General features: G+C 72.0%; 17 protein-coding genes, 1 tRNA gene and 1 pseudogene. 3 read left to right on the top strand and 16 right to left on the bottom strand.

Translation table 11 applies throughout. The features are described 5' to 3' along the window. The first annotated feature begins 40 nt into the window (after positions 1-40). On the top strand, positions 41-1,984 hold the full coding sequence (gene pknB, locus GOBS_RS00180; protein ID WP_012946287.1) for a Stk1 family PASTA domain-containing Ser/Thr kinase: 1,944 nt from the start codon (positions 41-43) through the stop codon (positions 1,982-1,984). 114 nt (positions 1,985-2,098) lie between these two features. Here the strand turns inward: pknB and GOBS_RS00175 are convergent, their stop codons facing one another. Together GOBS_RS00175 and GOBS_RS00170 are read right to left on the bottom strand one after the other, a co-directional pair. Then, positions 2,099-2,755 (bottom strand): aminodeoxychorismate/anthranilate synthase component II, encoded by a 657-nt coding sequence (locus tag GOBS_RS00175; protein ID WP_041241249.1) that lies wholly within the window; start codon positions 2,753-2,755, stop codon positions 2,099-2,101. Positions 2,756-2,781: 26 nt separating this feature from the next. Then, on the bottom strand, positions 2,782-3,549 hold the full coding sequence (locus GOBS_RS00170; protein ID WP_012946285.1) for a DUF881 domain-containing protein: 768 nt from the start codon (positions 3,547-3,549) through the stop codon (positions 2,782-2,784). A 68-nt stretch (positions 3,550-3,617) separates the two neighbouring features. On the opposite strand from GOBS_RS00170, the gene crgA reads away from it, so the two are divergent. Then, positions 3,618-3,890 (top strand): cell division protein CrgA, encoded by a 273-nt coding sequence (crgA, locus tag GOBS_RS00165; protein WP_012946284.1) that lies wholly within the window; start codon positions 3,618-3,620, stop codon positions 3,888-3,890. Between the two features lie 529 nt (positions 3,891-4,419). Here crgA and GOBS_RS00160 read toward each other — a convergent pair. After that, positions 4,420-5,580, bottom strand: a complete 1,161-nt coding sequence (locus tag GOBS_RS00160) for a thiolase family protein (protein WP_012946283.1) — start codon at positions 5,578-5,580, stop codon at positions 4,420-4,422. 200 nt (positions 5,581-5,780) lie between these two features. Here GOBS_RS00160 and GOBS_RS00155 point away from each other — a divergent pair, with 200 nt between their 5' ends. Continuing rightward, positions 5,781-6,188: a PH domain-containing protein gene (locus GOBS_RS00155; protein WP_012946282.1), complete on the top strand. Its 408-nt coding sequence runs from the start codon at positions 5,781-5,783 to the stop codon at positions 6,186-6,188. Between the two features lie 126 nt (positions 6,189-6,314). Here the strand turns inward: GOBS_RS00155 and GOBS_RS00150 are convergent, their stop codons facing one another. The 13 genes and pseudogenes from GOBS_RS00150 to GOBS_RS00100 all read right to left on the bottom strand — a co-directional run bounded on the left by GOBS_RS00150 (position 6,315) and on the right by GOBS_RS00100 (position 16,641). After that, positions 6,315-7,073, bottom strand: a complete 759-nt coding sequence (locus GOBS_RS00150) for a rhomboid family intramembrane serine protease (RefSeq protein ID WP_041241246.1) — start codon at positions 7,071-7,073, stop codon at positions 6,315-6,317. Between the two features lie 6 nt (positions 7,074-7,079). Next, a pseudogene (locus GOBS_RS29545) lies at positions 7,080-7,214 on the bottom strand (hypothetical protein); the annotation flags it as partial. After that, positions 7,211-7,744 carry a peptidylprolyl isomerase gene (locus GOBS_RS00145; RefSeq protein WP_012946281.1) on the bottom strand — a complete coding sequence of 178 codons (534 nt, stop codon included), beginning with the start codon at positions 7,742-7,744 and terminating at the stop codon, positions 7,211-7,213. The gene GOBS_RS00145 and the pseudogene GOBS_RS29545, both read right to left, overlap by 4 nt. A 110-nt stretch (positions 7,745-7,854) precedes the next feature. Then, positions 7,855-8,349 (bottom strand): DUF1059 domain-containing protein, encoded by a 495-nt coding sequence (locus GOBS_RS00140; RefSeq protein ID WP_012946280.1) that lies wholly within the window; start codon positions 8,347-8,349, stop codon positions 7,855-7,857. A gap of 118 nt (positions 8,350-8,467) precedes the next feature. Next, positions 8,468-9,517: a S49 family peptidase gene (locus GOBS_RS00135; protein ID WP_166487230.1), complete on the bottom strand. Its 1,050-nt coding sequence runs from the start codon at positions 9,515-9,517 to the stop codon at positions 8,468-8,470. Positions 9,518-10,122: 605 nt separating this feature from the next. Beyond that, positions 10,123-10,232, bottom strand: a tRNA-OTHER gene (locus GOBS_RS26935). An 883-nt stretch (positions 10,233-11,115) separates the two neighbouring features. Further along, positions 11,116-11,328: a hypothetical protein gene (locus GOBS_RS00130; protein WP_012946277.1), complete on the bottom strand. Its 213-nt coding sequence runs from the start codon at positions 11,326-11,328 to the stop codon at positions 11,116-11,118. A gap of 179 nt (positions 11,329-11,507) precedes the next feature. Continuing rightward, complete coding sequence (locus GOBS_RS00125; RefSeq protein WP_279432629.1) at positions 11,508-12,035, bottom strand: GNAT family N-acetyltransferase; 528 nt, start codon at positions 12,033-12,035, stop codon at positions 11,508-11,510. A 73-nt stretch (positions 12,036-12,108) separates the two neighbouring features. Further along, positions 12,109-12,966: an ABC transporter permease subunit gene (locus GOBS_RS00120; RefSeq protein WP_012946275.1), complete on the bottom strand. Its 858-nt coding sequence runs from the start codon at positions 12,964-12,966 to the stop codon at positions 12,109-12,111. After that, complete coding sequence (locus tag GOBS_RS00115) at positions 12,963-13,907, bottom strand: ABC transporter ATP-binding protein (protein ID WP_012946274.1); 945 nt, start codon at positions 13,905-13,907, stop codon at positions 12,963-12,965. The genes GOBS_RS00120 and GOBS_RS00115 overlap by 4 nt, the downstream gene beginning before the upstream one ends. Before the next feature lie 116 nt (positions 13,908-14,023). Then, positions 14,024-14,524: a DUF6326 family protein gene (locus tag GOBS_RS00110; protein WP_012946273.1), complete on the bottom strand. Its 501-nt coding sequence runs from the start codon at positions 14,522-14,524 to the stop codon at positions 14,024-14,026. A 96-nt stretch (positions 14,525-14,620) separates the two neighbouring features. Continuing rightward, entirely contained in the window at positions 14,621-15,751 is a 1,131-nt protein-coding gene (locus GOBS_RS00105) for an NAD(P)-dependent alcohol dehydrogenase (RefSeq protein WP_341776412.1), read from the bottom strand. Positions 15,752-15,876: 125 nt separating this feature from the next. Continuing rightward, entirely contained in the window at positions 15,877-16,641 is a 765-nt protein-coding gene (locus GOBS_RS00100; protein ID WP_012946271.1) for a DUF4386 family protein, read from the bottom strand. Positions 16,642-16,749 lie beyond the last annotated feature (108 nt).

The raw sequence follows: 16,749 nt of genomic DNA, 5'->3' as shown, positions 1-16,749 counted from the left end.
CCGCCCGCTCGCAGGACCGCACCGCCCGAGAGGACCTCCGATGACCACGCCCCAGGTGCTCGGCGAGCGCTACGAGATCGGCGGGGTGCTCGGTCGCGGCGGCATGGCCGAGGTGCACCGCGGCCGCGACCTGCGCCTCGGCCGCGAGGTGGCGGTCAAGGTGCTGCGCAGCGACCTCGCCCGCGACCCCTCCTTCCAGGTCCGCTTCCGGAGGGAGGCGCAGGCCGCCGCCTCGCTCAACCACCCGGCGATCGTCGCCGTCTACGACACCGGCGAGGACCGGTCGTCCAGCGGCGCCACCCCGTACATCGTCATGGAGTACGTCGAGGGCGAGACCCTGCGGGACGTGCTCCGCCGGGAGGGCGTGCTCTCCCCGGCGCGGGCGATGGACTTCGCGGCCGACATCTGCGCCGCCCTGGACTTCAGCCACCGCAACGGCATCGTGCACCGCGACGTGAAGCCCGGGAACGTGATGGTCACCCCCCAGGGCACGGTCAAGGTCATGGACTTCGGCATCGCCCGGGCGGTGTCGGACTCCGCCGCGACCATGACCTCCACCGCCGCGGTGATAGGGACCGCCCAGTACCTCTCCCCCGAGCAGGCCCGCGGCGAGAGCGTCGACGCCCGCTCGGACGTGTACTCGGTCGGCTGCCTGCTCTACGAGCTCGCCACCGGCGCGCCGCCCTTCACCGGCGACTCACCCGTCTCGGTGGCCTACCAGCACGTGCGCGAGGACCCGCGCCTGCCGTCGTCGGTGAACCCGGCCATCCCGCCGGAGCTCGACGCCATCCTGCTCAAGGCGCTGAGCAAGAACCCGGCGAACCGGTACCAGTCGGCCGCCGACATGCGCAGCGACCTGCTGCGGGCGATGGCCGGCCAGCCGGTCGAGGCCACGCCGGTGATGGGCGACGCCGCGAAGACCGCCATCATCGGCGCCCCGCCCGGCGGGTACGGCGACGTCGACTGGGACGACGAGGACGACGACGCTGCCCGCAAGCGCCGGCGCAACCGCATCATCGCCGCCGTCATCGCCGGAGTGCTGGTCCTCGGCGGCGTGATCGCCGTGGCGCTGCTCATCGGCTCCGACGGGGAGGAGGCGCCGGCGGCGACCCCGACGGCCCCACAGGTCTCCGTGCCGAACGTCGCCGGCCAGGACCAGGCGACGGCGACCCAGAACCTCCAGGCCGCCGGCCTGACCGTCGGCACGGTGACCACCCAGGTCACCAGCGACGAGTCCCAGGTCGACACCGTCCTGGGCACCGACCCGTCCAGCGGCACCCAGGTCGACCAGGGCAGCACCGTCGACCTCGTCGTCGGCGTCGGGCCGGACACGGTCGAGGTCCCCGCCGTCATCGGCCTGGACGTCGACCGCGCCGAGACCACGCTGGCGAACGCCGGGTTCGACGACGTGCAGACCGAGGAGGTCGACTCGCTCTCGCCCGCCGACCAGGTCGTCGACGTCACCCCCGGCGAGGGTCAGTCGGTCGACCCGAGCACGACCGTGACGCTGCAGGTGTCCGACGGCACCACCGAGGTGCCCGACGTGACCGGTCAGCAGCAGGCGGCGGCCACCCAGGCGCTGCGGAGCGCGGGCTTCACCAACGTCACCGCCGAGCAGGTGGAGTCCGGCCAGCCCGAGGGCACCGTCGTCGCGACCGACCCCTCCGGCGGCCAGCAGGCGTCCGCGGACGAGCCGATCACCCTGCAGGTCTCCGCCGGCGAGGAACAGATCCCGGTGCCCAACGTCGTGGGGCAGTCCGAGGCCCAGGCGCGCGCCGCTCTCCAGCGAGCCGGTTTCACCAACGTCACGGTCACGCGGACCACAAGCGACGACGTCCAGCAGTCCCAGGTGGTGAGCACCACTCCAGCCGCGGGTACGCAGGCCGCTGCGAGTGATCCGATCACCCTGCTGATCGCCGACCCCGCCCCCGACGCCGGGACGGGAACCGACCCGGACACCGGCGAAACGCCAGCGGGCGGCTGAGCCGTCGCGCACGACGCAGGCCCCTCCCCCACACCGGGGAGGGGCCTGCGCCATCCGGCCCCATCCAGGGGCCCGCCCCGAGCCTGCGAGGGGTGGGGAGGACGGGGTCCTCTCTCAGGCCGTCGTGGCCACCGTGGTGAGCCGGTGGGCCGCGGCGCTGGCCGCCTCCACGGCGGCCGGGTCGGGGGTCAGGCCACAGGCCTCCAGCCAGGTGGCGAGCATCCGGTGACCGCCCTCGGTGAGCACCGACTCGGGGTGGAACTGCACGCCCTCGATGGGCAGCTCGCGGTGCCGCAGCGCCATGACGATGCCCGAGGGCGTCGTCCCGGTGACCTCCAGCTCGGCGGGCACGGTGTCGCGGTCGACGGCGAGGGAGTGGTAGCGGGTGGCGGTGAACGGGGACGGCAGCCCGGCCAGCACGCCCACGCCGTCGTGCACCACGTGGCTGGTCTTGCCGTGCAGCAGCTCCGGCGCGCGCACCACCTCGGCGCCGAACGCCGCACCGATCGCCTGGTGGCCCAGGCACACGCCCAGGACCGGCGTGCCCGCCTCGGCGGCGGCCCGGACCATCGGCACGGTCACCCCGGCGCCTGCGGGCGTCCCCGGACCCGGGGAGAGCAGCACCCCGGCGACGTCGAGGTCGGGCAGCTCGTCGACGGTGACGGCGTCGTTGCGCCGCACGACGCACTGCACGCCCAGCTGGCCCAGGTACTGGACCAGGTTGTAGACGAAGCTGTCGAAGTTGTCGACGACCAGGACGGGACGGCTCACGGTCCTTGTGTACACCGAGGGCGCGGTCAGCCGTCAGCGGCTGTGGCGTACTCCATGGCCGGCGGGCTGTCGTAGGCGGGCAGCGTGATCTCTGCCCGGTCCTCGACGGCGAAGCCCAGCCCGTAGTCCTCCACCGCCTGCCGGAACACCTGCACCTGCGGTGAGGCGGCCAGCTGGGCGCGGATGGCGCCGGCGTCCCCGATGGCGGTCACCACGAACGGCGGGGAGTACGTGCGGCCCTGCAGCAGCAGGACGTTGCCGACGCAGCGGACGGCGCTGGTGGCGATCAGCCGCTGGTCCATGATCGCCACCGCGTCCGCGCCGGAGGCCCACACGGCGTTGACGACGGCCTGCACGTCGGACTGGTGGATGACGACGTCGTCGGGGCGGGCGCCGATCGGCAGCGAGCCGTCCGGCCGCCGCGGGGCGTCGTCGAGGGTGATCTCCACCCCGGGACCGGTGAGGGCCACCAGACCGGCGGAGAGCGCTCCGGCCTGCCCGGCGTCCCGGGCCGCGGCCACGTCGCCGTTGCGGGACGCCGCCTGGTCGGTGAGGGCCTGCACCTGGGCCTGCAGCGCCGTCAGCTGGTCCTCCTGCGCGGCGACGACGTCCCCCCGGGCGGGGATGAGCGCGGAGAGCTCGGTGGCCTCGCCCCCTCGCAGGTCGGTGCCCTGGGCGGTCTGGCTCGAGGTGGCGAACAGCAGCCCCGCCGCCAGCGCCACCACGGGCACCAGCGCGGCCCACGCGGCTCCCCCACGGGTCATCCGCGGGCGCAGGGTGCGGGCTGTGGCCACCCCTGCAGCTTAGGCTGGGGAACGCTCACGGCCGGTCGCGACGGACCGGCCCCGGAGGGAGTACGACGGTGCCCAAGTCCAAGGTGCGCAAGAAGTCGGCCTACACGCCGCCGCAGGGCACCCTGCAGTCCGGAACGGCGAGCGCGCGGGCCGTCCAGCCCAGCCCGCGGTGGTACGCCCCGCTCATGGTCGCCCTGATGCTGCTCGGGCTGCTGTGGATCGTCGTCTTCTACGTCGCCGGCGAGAGCATCCCGTTCATGTCCGGGCTCAACGCCTGGAACTTCGCCATCGGGTTCGGCCTCATGGTGGCCGGCCTCGTCATGTCGATGCGCTGGCGCTGAGGGAGGACCCTGCTGCCCCACCGCTCACGAGCTCGCAGCGGCCCCTGCAGCAGGGCCGGTGAGCAACTTCCGCGGCCCTCGTCCCACCCGGGACGGGGGCCGCTCTCCTGTCACCAGCCAGATACGCACAGTGTTGTACACAGGCGGCGCTGTGCACAGCGGTATCGGGCTGTCCACAGGTCGACAAAGCGCTGAACCCCCAGGGTTGTCCACGACGTGTGGAGAACGGGTGTTCGACCGCGAGGCGCTGACCTGCGGTTTGACCAGGGGTGTGGCAGATGTGACGAGAAGGGCACCCCAGTAACTACACCCCTGTGAGTCCATCCCCAGCTGTGCACACATCTGTGGACGAGTCGACATGGCGTCAGCCCTCGGGCGGGAGCCCAGGTGCCGCCGTACCCGTCGTGTGGTAGCGCGACACGCGTCCTGACCACGGCAGATCCCGGCCGCCACGGGCGTCGTCCCCCGGACGGCGACGGCCCCCGGTCCGCGGGGGACCGGGGGCCGTCGTCGGGGGCCTGTGGAGATCTCAGTCGGTGACGAGCTCCAGGATGGTCGCGTTGGCCATCCCACCGCCCTCGCACATCGTCTGCAGGCCGTAGCGGGTGCCGGTGGCCTGCATGGTGTGGACGAGCGTGGTCATGATGCGCGCGCCCGACGCGCCCAGCGGGTGGCCCAGCGCGATCGCGCCGCCCCGGGGGTTGAGCCGGTCGACGTCGGCTCCCGTCTCGGCCTGCCAGGCCAGCGGCACCGGCGCAAACGCCTCGTTGACCTCGAAGACGCCGATGTCCCCGACCGACAGGCCCGAGCGCTGCAGCAGCTTGTGCGTGGCCGGGATGGGCGCGGTCAGCATGATGACCGGGTCGTCGCCGGCCATGACCGTGGTGTGGATGCGCACCAGCGGGCGCAGGCCGAGCTCGCGGGCCCGCTCCGAGGTCGTGACCAGCAGCGCGGCCGAGCCGTCGGAGATCTGGCTGGCGTTGCCGGCGCTGATGACGCCGTCCTCCTTGAACGGGGTCTTGAGCGACCCCAGCTTCTCCAGGGTGCCGCCGGGGCGGATCCCCTCGTCGGCGCTCACCACGGTGCCGTCCGGCGTGGTCACCGGGACGATCTCCTCCTCGAAGGCGCCGTCGGCCTGCGCCTTGGCTGCCTTCTCGTGCGAGGCGAGCGAGAACTCGTCGAGCTGGGTGCGGGAGAAGCCCCAGCGCTCGGCGATCATCTCCGCGCCGATGCCCTGGTTGGGGAAGACCCCGCCGTAGCGCTCGAGGAAGCGCGGCCCCAACGGCTTGCCCGCCGAGCCGTCCGCGCGGGCGGCGCCCATCGGGACCCGGCTCATCGACTCGACGCCGCCGGCGACCACGACGTCGGCCTGCCCGCTGATGACCGTGGCGGCAGCGAAGGCGACGGTCTGCTGGGAGGAGCCGCACTGCCGGTCGATCGTGGTCCCGGGCACCGACTCCGGCCAGCCCGCGGCCAGGACGGCGTTGCGGCCGATGTTGAAGGTCTGCTCGCCGACCTGGCTCACGCAGCCCCAGAACACGTCCTCGACCACGGCCGGGTCGATGCCGGTGCGCTCGACCAGCGCGTCCAGCACGGTGGCCGACAGGTCCACGGCGTGCACACCGGACAGTCCACCGCCCCGCTTGCCCACAGGGGTGCGCACCGCGGCGCAGATGACGGCATCTCGCATGACCACTCCTCGTCGACGTGGGCGGCATCACGCCCGCCTGCGCCGAATGGTAGGACGTCCACACGTCCGTCCCTTGGCCCCGTCCAGAGGCTCGCCGGCCCCTGCAGGATCCGGCGGCGAGCCTGCGAGTGGCGGAGGGCAGGGGGTCCTTCTCCGAGGCGTGAGGGGGACGGGGTCCTTGTACTGGGAGGCTGGACGGCGTGGAGTGGTCGCCGCGACCCGGGGAGTCGGCGGTGCTCGCGGTCACGGGGCTCCTGCTCGGGCTGGCCGCCGTGGTCCTCGACCCGCTCGGGCGGGTCCTCGTCGGCGCGGCCGCCGTCCTGCTGCTGGCGCTGGCAGCGCGCGACCGCCTGCTCCGCCCCCGGCTGGCCGCCGGGCCGGCCGGGGTCGTCGTCCGCCGGCTGGGCGGCACCACCGAGCTGCCCTGGGGACGGCTGCAGGTCCGGGTGCGCGACACCCGGCGCTGGGGCCTGCGCTCGCGGCTGCTGGAGCTGGACACCGCCGCCGGCCCGGACGACGACGGCGACCTGGTCCTGCTCGGCCGCCGGGACCTGGGCGCCGACCCGGGCGACGTCGCCCGGGTGCTGCGCGACCTGCGGCCCGGCTGACCGGCCCCGTCCAGGGCAGGCGGCCCTCCTGCAGGTAGAAGGACCTCGTCCCTCTCAACCCTCGCAAGCTCGGGCTGAGCCTCCGGACGAGGCCAGCTTGCTGAGCGTGGGGGGAAGGGTGGTCCTTCAACCGAGGACGACGAGCGTCGACACGGTCAGCGCGACCACCACGAGCACCGCCGTCAGCAGCATGAGGCCCAGCACCTGCAGCTCGGTGCGCCGCCGGGCCAGCACGACCACCCCCGTGGCCACGAAGCCGGCCACCAGCCCGCCCAGGTGCCCCAGCAGGGAGACGCCGGGCAGGAAGCTGATGAGCACGTTGATGGCCAGCAGGGTCAGCAGGCCGCGCAGGTCCTCCCGGCGGGCCAGCATGACGACGGCGAGCCCGCCGAGCAGGCCGTAGATCGCGGCCGAGGCCCCGGCGACCGGGCGTCCCGGCTCACCGAACAGCTGCAGCGCGACCGCGCCGCCGAGCAGCGACACGAGGTAGACGGCGAGGTAGCGCCACCGGCCCAGCTGGCGTTCCAGCTCGGAGCCGAAGACCAGCAGCGCCAGCATGTTGAGCACCAGGTGCATGAGGCCGATGTGCAGGAACGCCGCCGTGACCAGCCGCCAGTCCTCCCCCAGCTCGACCAGGACGGGGATCTGCGCCAGCCGGGCGAACAGCGGCGAGAGCTGGTTGTCCAGCGGGTTCGCGCCGACCAGGCCCGCAGAGGCGGCGGTGGCGACGAACATGGCCACGTTGAGCGCGATGAGGCTGACCGTGACCGCACCGAAGCGCCGACCGGCCCGCTGCAGCAGCGGGGCCTGCCGGACCTGCCGCACGCCGGCGTTGCCCGCGCGGACGTCGTCGGGACACTGGAAGCCGACCGAGGCCGGCGTCATGCACTCCGGGCAGATCGGCCGACCACAGCGGGTGCACGAGATGCGGGTGGGCCGGTCGGGGTGCCGGTAGCAGGTCGGTGCCGGGGGCGCCGGCTGCGGCTGGCCGGGGCCGGCGCCCCCGTCGTCCGGGCTGGTGGTCAGCTGCGCTGCACCTCGACCGACTGGATGACGACGTCCTCCACCGGGCGGTCGCCGCGACCGGTCTTCACCTTGGCGATGCGGTCGACGACGTCCCGGCCGGCCTGGTCGGCCACCTCGCCGAAGATCGTGTGCTTGCCGGTCAGCCAGGTGGTGGGCGCGACGGTGATGAAGAACTGGGAGCCGTTGGTGCCGGGGCCGGCGTTGGCCATGGCGAGCAGGTAGGGCTTGGTGAAGGCGAGGTCGGGGTGGATCTCGTCGCCGAACTGGTAGCCCGGGCCGCCGATGCCCTGACCCAGCGGGTCACCGCCCTGGATCATGAAGCCGTCGATGATCCGGTGGAAGACGGTGCCGTCGTAGAGGCGGTCGGTGGTCTTCGCGCGGGTCTGCGGGTGGGTCCACTCGCGGCGGCCCTCGGCCAGGTCGGCGAAGTTCGCGACCGTCTTGGGGGCGTGGTCGGGGAACAGGTCGACGGTGATGTCGCCGTGGTTGGTGTGCAGGACGGCACGGCGTGCAGGAGTCGCTTCAGTCACGACGCCCACTCTCCCACTGGTCCGCGCCCCGCGAGCACGGGGAGCGGACCACGGCCCCCTTCCAGGATCCCGCCGCGAGCCTGCGAGTGGCGGGGGGCAAGGGGGTCCTTCTACATGCGCAGCACGCGCTGGACGTCGAGGTTGCGGAAGGATGCCTCCCCCTCGGTGACCTCCTGCATCCGCTTGGCGAAGTCGCTGGTCACCGGGTGCTCGGAGTTGCGCATCGCCGAGGCGTGGTCGGGGAAGGCGACGATCTCGACGTAGGTGTCGGCGCGGTCGTGGTCGGCGGCGACCACGCCCCAGCGGGCCGTCGTCTCGCGGCCCATCCGCTCGCGCCAGTCCTCGACGATGCGGCTGAAGCCGTCGAGGTCGCGGGCGTGGAACTCGATGAGCTGCAGGAAGGAACCCGGCTCGGCCAGGAGTTCCTCCTCGTCCCGGAGCCCGGCCCTCAGCCCCTCGCGCAGCTCCGGGCCGTCGGTGTGCCCGTGCGCGGTGACGGCGTGCGCCACCGCCAGTTCGAGGACCTCGTCCTCCTCGCCGGAGATCTGCACGGCGCAGGTGCGCTCGCTGGGGATCGTCCGGCAGTCCAGGCTCTTGCGCGCCACGGCTCCTCCTCCGTCACGAGGCCCCGGCCCGCCCGGCCGGTGGGCCAGCGGCCGGGGCGACGGTGACGCAGGGAGGGAGCAGCGTCCAGTGCCGGAGGTCCTGGCCGACGCGGGTGCCTCAGCGGGGGGTGCAGGCGGCCGAGAGTTCCCCGTGGTAGGCGAGCACGATCGGAGCGCCGGCGCACACGGTGCTGCGGCCGGGGTCGCCCTCCACCGCGGCGGCACCGATGCCGCCCAGTGGCCCGTTCGCGGCGAGGAGGGACTCGACGAGGCCCGGCGCCACCACCCGGTCCACGCGGGTGTCATCGGGGTCGGCGCCGTTGATCTCGGCGGCGTGGCGGTAGGCCTCCTCGCGGCCGAGGACCCGGTCGACCAGACCACGGTCGACGGCGGTGTAGCTGTCGAAGACGAAGGCACCCAGCTCGTCGACGATCGTCTGCGGCGGTATGCCTCGCGCCTGGGACACCCACGAGACGAACGCCTCGTACTCCCGGTCCAGGCCGCGTCCCAGGACCGCCCGCTCCTCCTCGGTCATGTCCCGGTAGGGGTTGCCGAAGTCCTTGCCGCGGCCCCGGGTGAGGTACTCCTCGGTGACGCCGCCGTCCGTCGTCACGCCCGGCTCCAGCAGCGAGCCCGGGATCCCGGTGACGTCGCGAAAACGCTGGAAGGGGCCCATGATCACGCCGATGCTGCCGACGAGGCTGCCGTGGTCGGCCACGATCTGGTCGGCCCCTGCCATGGCGTACATCCCGCCCGAGGCCGACATGCCCTGCACGTGGGCCAGCACCTGGTTGCCGGTCCGCTTCTGGTAGCGCTCCACGGCGTCGGCGATGGCGCGGGAGCCGTGGATCGTGCCTCCGGGGGTGTTGAGCTCCAGGATCAGACCATCAGCGTCCTCGGTCTCCAGGGCGTCGATCGTGTCGGCGACGTCGTAGCCGTAGGTCGCGCCGCCGAAGGTGACGCCGTCGCTCTCGCTGCCCAGGATGACGCCGGTGACCGGGACGGCGATCAGCCGCGCCGGGGCATCCGCCGCACCCCACACGGTCTCCGTCGGCGGCCCGCTGGGAGCGGTGTCGCCGCCTGCCGTCAGCCCGACCAGGGCCAGCACCATCACCACCGTCAGTCCCAGGGCCACCACGGCCAGCACCACGCCGGCGCCCAGAGTCACCCCCAGCCCGAGGGCGAAGCCGTGCCGGAAGGAGCCGGGCTGACGCAGCTGCGGTCCCTGCGCCGGCTGCCAGGAAGGCGGCGGTCCCTGCGCCGGCTGCCAGGAAGGCGGCCCTGCCTGCTCCGGCCGCCCGGCAGGCGGCCCTGCCTGCTCCGGCCGCCCGGCAGGCAGCGGCGCATCGGATGTCGGCGGCTGGGTGCTCACGTCGGGCCCTCCGGGATCTCGTGACGGCGAGGCGGCGACAGTAACCATGGACGCCGGCCGCGGATCGTCACCGCGCCGAGCCGTCCGAACGCCGTGGGCAGGCTCCCTACGAGGGCCGGGACGGTCCGTCCGCCATGCCCGGGGCGGGCATGACCGCCGTTGCAGTCGGAGCCCGGGTAGGCGACGGCGGCCCCGGATCGACGAGCGCCGCGCGGGTGCTTCCGGCCCTGCACGGGCGGCACGTCGACTCGTCGCGCCGACGGGTGGTCGTCGGGGGGGTCGACCGGCTGCACGCCCCGCGGGGGGCCTCACGCGGACAGGGTCGACGGCACCGGCTCAGTGGTGCGCCGAGGCCCCGCCTCGCGGTGAGGGATCGCAGGCCCGTCGACCCGTCGAGGGGGTGGAGACGAGGGGAATCGAACCCCTAACCCCCGCCTTGCAAAATCGACTGAGGGGTGGTTTGGCGCAGTGGGCTGTGACTTAAGACGGCGGTTGACCAGCGCATTTACCGATGGCTGCTCTCGGCTGTCGTTTGGCCGGTTTTGGCCGTTTTGCGGACCATCTGCGGACTGTGTGCGGACTGGGGCCACCGCAGCAGTCGCCTCGGACACTGCCCTGACGACAGCACCCGCCCCCACATCCGCAAGAGCCTCTCTGACTGCGCCGGCCGCCGGAAGGGCGCTGCGCGTCCCTGCGGGATGGGCCTGCGGCCCACCCTTCCCCCAGCGCGGCGCAGTCGGAGGGGAGCTGGTTGTGGGGAAGCTGGGTGAACTCCCGGCTGACCGCCCGCATCCTGCCTCGACGCGGTAGGGCGCGGCCTCACCGGCCACCTGCCGGCGGTGACGGGTCCTCGGACCAGGATCGGTACAGCTGGTGGATCCCCTCGGACTCAGCCAGCACGGTGCGCCACTGGGCGTTCTGCGGCTCCGCTCCCATCTCGATGCACAGTGCACCGCAGACTCGAGGGTCTGCCGCGGCGTGGGGAAGTGCCCGTCGGGGCGGACGGTGTAGAGGTGGAGGTGCGGGAACGTGGCGTGGCTCTTGCCGGCCGGATGCCAGTGCATCGCCCACACCTTCGCGTTGTCCGGCGCCCGGAACTCGTACAGGTAGGCCGATGTGGTGACCCGCCAGCGCCCCTCCTGGATGTCGTACTTCTCGGGGTCGGTCGGGATGATCCGGTAGTGCATGGACGCCAGGAACCGGCAGCCGGCCGCGTCACCGCGCAGTACGAGGCCGTCTCCGCCGTTCAGGCTCCAGACGTGCGTCTTGCCAGTGGTCGCCCGACCGCCGGGCGAGACGAGGATCTTGCCCGCGCCGAGGCAGGCCACCGCTCGTTCGAGAGGTGCCAGGAACGCCTCGACCGCCTGATACGGCGACGCTCCCGGCACGAGGCGTCAGCGTACGAGAGGTAGCGCCATGAGTACGTCGAGCAACCCGGGGCGGTTATCGGGATCGACGTCGTCATACGTGCCCTCGTCGAGGGCCGCGAGGAACTCTTCCCCACTCAGGTCCAAGGCGGTGCGGGCGACTCGGTCGAAGGCCTCGGCGGCCTCCTCGGGGGTGAGTTCACTGACCTCGACAGACGCGCTGCTCTCTGCGATCGACATGGTCACCCTCCTTCACCCACACGTCCGTCCACAAAGACGTCCACAACCAGGTGTCTACAGGGTGCCACCGACGGAAACCCCGCGGCGAGCCGGGGCGCATGCGCCGTCACACGATCGAGGCGGGAGGTCGTCAACGCGGGGAGCCAATCTATCGAGCAGGGCAAACCTACTTGCCGCTCCTAGTGGCCCCCACGTTTCTCGTCCCGCCGCTCCTCGGCGAGGACGGCGTAGACGTACTCGTCGGTCCACTCGCCTTTCCACCAGGTGGACTTGCGGTGGTGCGCTTCGCGGCGCATGCCGACGCGCTCGAGAAGTGCTACTGAGCGGACGTTGCGGGCGTCGCAGTCGGCGAAGATCCGGTGGATGCCGTGCTCGGTGAACAACAGCGATATGACCGCGCGCAGTGCCTCGGTGGCGAACCCGCGGCCTTGCACGTCTGCGGCGAGCGTGAACCCGACCTCGGCCTGACGCGGATCGTCTCCGTCGACGCGGACCGCGACGTCGCCGATCAGCCGCCCGGCGGTCTCGATGGCGACCTGGAGCCAGGAGCCGGGCTGCCCGAACCGCACTTCGCGCATCTCGGCGATGAGCGCCTGGGCGCTGTCCACGGGGTAGGGCGTCTCCCACGATTGGTAGCGGGCCTGCACCGGGTCGCTGCGGTATGCCGCCAGCGCCGGGGCGTCGCCGCTCGCCATCGGGCGCAGCACCAAGTGCTCGGTGACGGCGATGTTCTTCCCAGCCAGGGTGCTCAGCTCCTTGGGATCTTCGGGGCGGCGAGCGTCAGGCGTCGCGTCGGTGCAGCGTGACGGCGGCCGCCGCGATAGGGACGACAGCGTATGCGGCCAACACGATCAGGCTCGCTTGTGCGGAGAGGTAAACACCTTGCGTCTCGACTGCTCCGGTGGTCAGCAACGCTGAGGACGCCGGCAGCGGTAGGTAGCTGACGATGGTCTCTACCCAGTCCAGGTGGATGAAGCTGAGGATGCCGGGCAGCAGCAGCAGCACGGTCAGGGCAGCGGTCACGCTGGCAGCGGTGGAGCGTAGGAGCGTGCCGATGCCGAGCGAGAACAGGGCGGCGGCGATGAGGGAGTAGAGGGCGCCGCCGAACACGCGCCAGGTGCCTGGGTCGTCCAGCGCTGGGACGAGGTCGTACTGCGAGAGTTGGGGCATGGTGACGAAGTAGGACAAGGTCACGCTGACGAGTGCCACGGCGGCGGTCAGGACGACCAGGGTGAGGGCTTTGGCGGCAAGGACGGGGAGCCGGGTCGGGACTGCGGCGAACGTGGAGCGGATCAAGCCGGTGGCGTATTCGCCGGTGATGAGCAGGGCGCCCAGGACGGCGATGATCAGCATCCCGAAGGGGAAGCCGCTCGCGACGATCTCGGCGCCGTGCATCTGTTTGATGCCCGGGGCCGTCACGGGGTCCTCCGCCATGGCGTTCAGCGACATGGCGTAGGCCACGGATGCCAGCGTCATGAGCGCGCCAGTCGAGGTCAGTGCCCACCACGTCGAGCGCAGCGACAACAGCTTGATCCACTCCCCGCGCACGACCCCCGCGAAGGTGGGCTGCACCTGCGCGGCGGCGGGCGGGGTGGCGGCGTGTGAGGTCGTCGGGGGGTCGGCGGTCAGGGTGCTCATCGGTTCTGGGCCTTCGCGGTCCTGGAAGTGGTGGTGGTGGTGTGGGCGCGGTACTCGACCGCGTCCTGTGTCAGGCTCAGGTACGCCTCCTCGAGGCTGGCGCGGCGCGCGGACAGCTCGTGCAGCAGCAGCCCGTTCCTGAAGGCGACCTCGCCGACGTGCTCCGCGGTGGTCCCGCTTACCTCGAGCGTCCCGGCCCCGGGCGAGGTGACGGTCGCACCGTCGGCGGCCAGAGCGGCGGCGAGCTCACCGGCGCGCGGGGAACGCACCCGCACAGCGCCGCCGGCGACGGAGTCGATGACCTGCTGGACCGGGCCGGCGGCGATGATGCGACCGCGGCCGATCACCAGGAGCTGGTCGGCGGTCTGGGACATCTCGCTCATCAGGTGCGAGGAGAGGAAGACGGTTCGTCCTTCGGCGGCCAGGGCGCGTACGAGCTGGCGGACCCACTGCACGCCCTCGGGGTCGAGCCCGTTGACCGGCTCGTCGAGGAGGAGCGTCCTGGGGTCGCCGAGGAGGGCGGCGGCGATGCCCAGGCGCTGGCCCATGCCGAGGGAGAACCCTCCGACGCGCTTGGTCGCGACCCCGGCCAGGCCGGTCATCTCGATGACCTCGCGGACCCGGGAGGCCTTGATGTTGTGGGTGGCGGCCATGGCGCGCAGGTGTGAGCGGGCGCTGCGGCCGGGGTGCACGGCGCTTGCCTCCAGCAGGGCGCCGACCTCGCGTAGCGGGGCACGGTGCTGCCGGTAGGGCTTGCCGTTGACGGTTACGGTGCCCGACGTCGGCCGGTCCAGTCCCATGACTATGCGCATGGTCGTGGACTTGCCGGCGCCGTTCGGGCCGAGGAACCCGGTGACGGTCCCGGGCACGATCGTGAAGCTGAGGGAGTGCACGGCGGTGGTGTCGCCGTAGCGCTTGGTGAGCTCGCGCGCCTCGATCATGACCGGGACCGTTCTGGGGGATGGAGTAGGACGGAGTGCTCAGCAGCGAACGCTGAGGCAGGTGACCGTGCCCGCGGGTGGGGCGAGCGAAGGATGGTCGGGCGCGGGGCGGGCAGTCATGCCAGCTGCGGCGTGCGGAGTGGCTCGCTGTCGAGGCTGGCTGCCAGGGTCGCCGGTGATGCGGTGCGGCCTGGCCAGGTCCAGGCGGAGCGGAGGATGAAGGCCAGGATCAGCACCTCGACTCCGATAGTGAGGGCGTAGTAAAAGGCGTAGTCCCAGGTCGCCCCTGCCGCGTTGAACACGCAGGCGGGGATGTAGAGCGATGCAACGACGAGGTTCGTGGCGCGGTTCACCCGGGCGGGCAGCGTCATGGAGAGCATGATCATCAGGGTCGGGATCGCGATGACCACGAAGAAAATGGACATCAATGTCCCGCTGATGTCGAACTCGAAGATGACGCCACCGCGAATTGAGTCGATTTCGCCGGGCTGGTAGAGGTGGAAGTAGTCGATGTAAAGGATGAGGAACATGAGGCTGGTCCATGCGGCGGCGATCTTGGCCTGCACCGGGATCGGCGGGTTGTCGAGCAGGTTCGGGGTTGTCGTTCGGATGGTCATCGGTTTTTCTTTCGAGAGGAGCGGTCCGTCCGCCGGAGTGGCGGCAGGTCTGGGCGTGCATACGCACGGGTTGGGTCGTTCTCGTCGGTCCGGTCGTCAGACGGCGATCACGACCTTCCCTCGGGTGTGGCCGGCCGCGACGTAGCGGAGGGCGTCGGCTGCTTCGTCGAGGGGGTAGGTGCGGTCGATGACGGGCGTGACCTGCCCGGTCGCGAGGAGGTCGGCCAGGGTGAGCAGGTCCTGGCGCTTCTCGACCGACAGGAAGGGCTTCAGCTGCTGACGGGTGAACCCGGACAGCACGCGCGCTCTGATGATCCGAGCGAGGGGGCCGAGCCAGCGGCCACCGCGGCCGCTGTTGGGGATGAGGGTGCCGGTGGGCGTCAGCGCTCGGCGGACAGCCGCCAGGGGCTGGGCTTCCACATTGTCGAGGATGACGTCGTAGCGCTTCTCGGTGCGGGTGAAGTCGGTCCTCGTGTAGTCGACGACGTGGTCGGCACCGAGCGACCGGACCAGGTCGACGTTGCGGGTGCTGCACACACCGGTCACCTCGGCGCCGAACGCTTTGGCGATCTGTACGGCGAAGGAGCCCACGCCGCCCGACGCGCCCGTGACCAGCACCGTCTGGCCCGGTCGGACGTTCGCGATATCGCGCAGTGCCTGCAACGCCGTCAGGGCCGACGTGGGCACCGCTGCCGCGTCCCCGACCGACAGGTTGGCAGGCACGGCCACGAGGTTGTCCGCCGGGACGCAGGCGTACTCCGCGAGCGTTCCAGCCGTGCTCCAGCCGAACACCTCGTCGCCGGGGCGGAGAGCGGTGACATCCTTCCCGACCGCGGCCACCACGCCGGCGAGGTCCCGGCCAGGGATGCCGTGGCGCGGCCGGCGCAGCCCGAACACCAGGCGCACCACGTACGGCTCACCGGTCATGACGAAGTAGTCGCCGGGATGTACCGAGGCCGCGCCCACCTGGACGAGCACATCGCCTTGACCGGGCAGCGGTAGCCCGACCTCGGACGACTCGAGCACCGAGGGCGGGCCGTAGCGGTGCTGGACGGCGGCCCGCATCGTCGCCGCCCCGGCCGAACTCGCCCCCGGCACCGGGCGGGTTCCCGCATCCGGTCGCTGTCTGATTTCCACGAAAGCCTCCTCACGTCGAGCCGTGAGCCGCCCGACTCGTACACCGTACGTCGTACGGCGTACTATTCTCGTACGTCGTACGCTTGTCAAGCCGTTCGAGCGAGCAGTGAGCTCATCTGCATCCGCGAAGGAATAACGCCAGGTCGCGTCAGACCGACCGCGAGGGGGTCGACGGGCTGGGCATGCGCCGGCGTGACGTCCGCGCCGGCCATCAGCTACTCGTCGTAGGTCGATGCGTTGTCAGGACGGACGGCTGTTCGAGCGCGCACCAGCCGTACGCCGGTCGCAAGCAGCCACACGAGCCAGGCGGCGAAGCCGGGCAGCCCCACGAACAGGAGCGCCGAGCCGTCCGCGATCGCGAGGCTGGCCGCCCCCGCGGCCAGCAGCAGGCCTCCCCCGGCCACGCCGAGCAGACGCTGCCACGGCGGCGTCAGCCGGCTCGCATGCGCCGCCAGCGCAGCGCCGATGAAGGTGGTGCCGAGCGCCGGCAGCGCCAGCGCGAACGCTGCTGCATGCAGCTGCCAGGCGAGCTCGAAAACCGGGCTCGGCTCGGCGAGCTCGCCGGCTGACAGCACGACTCCGATCCACAGAACGGCGGAGAGCGCGAAAACCGCCGAGAGAGTCGCGCCCGCGGCCACCGCGAGGCGCGACCAGTCCGCGCCCCCACCCCCCCGACGCCCGACGAGCCCGTGGAGACCGGTCACGAACCCGAGCAGCAACGGCAGGTTCAGCGCCTCCAGGCCGACCGCGATCGCGACCCTGACCCGGTTCTCCGCGTGCCAGGCGAGCACCACCTCGATCGGGTCCCCGAAGACGGGCGCCCCGACCACCACCGCGTTCTGGATCACCACCGACGCTGCCAACGCGATCGCCGTCGCGCCGACGATCCGCTCTCGGAGCGCTCGAGTCGGGGTGGTCCCCATCGTTGCCGCTGCCGCGCTCGTTCGCAGCTTCTCATTCGGTCGCTGTTCGGTTCTCACAGAAGGCTCCTCACGGCCCAGGTGGATTCTCGCTGACTCGTACACCGTAAGTCGTACGCTGTACTATCCTCGTACGCCGTACGCTCGTCAAGCCGTTCGAGGGAGCGA

The organism is Geodermatophilus obscurus DSM 43160, from assembly GCF_000025345.1.
GTDB classification, from domain to species: domain Bacteria; phylum Actinomycetota; class Actinomycetes; order Mycobacteriales; family Geodermatophilaceae; genus Geodermatophilus; species Geodermatophilus obscurus.
The sequence above is the reverse complement of the archived record's forward strand: the minus strand, read 5'-3'. Positions and strand labels throughout refer to the sequence as shown.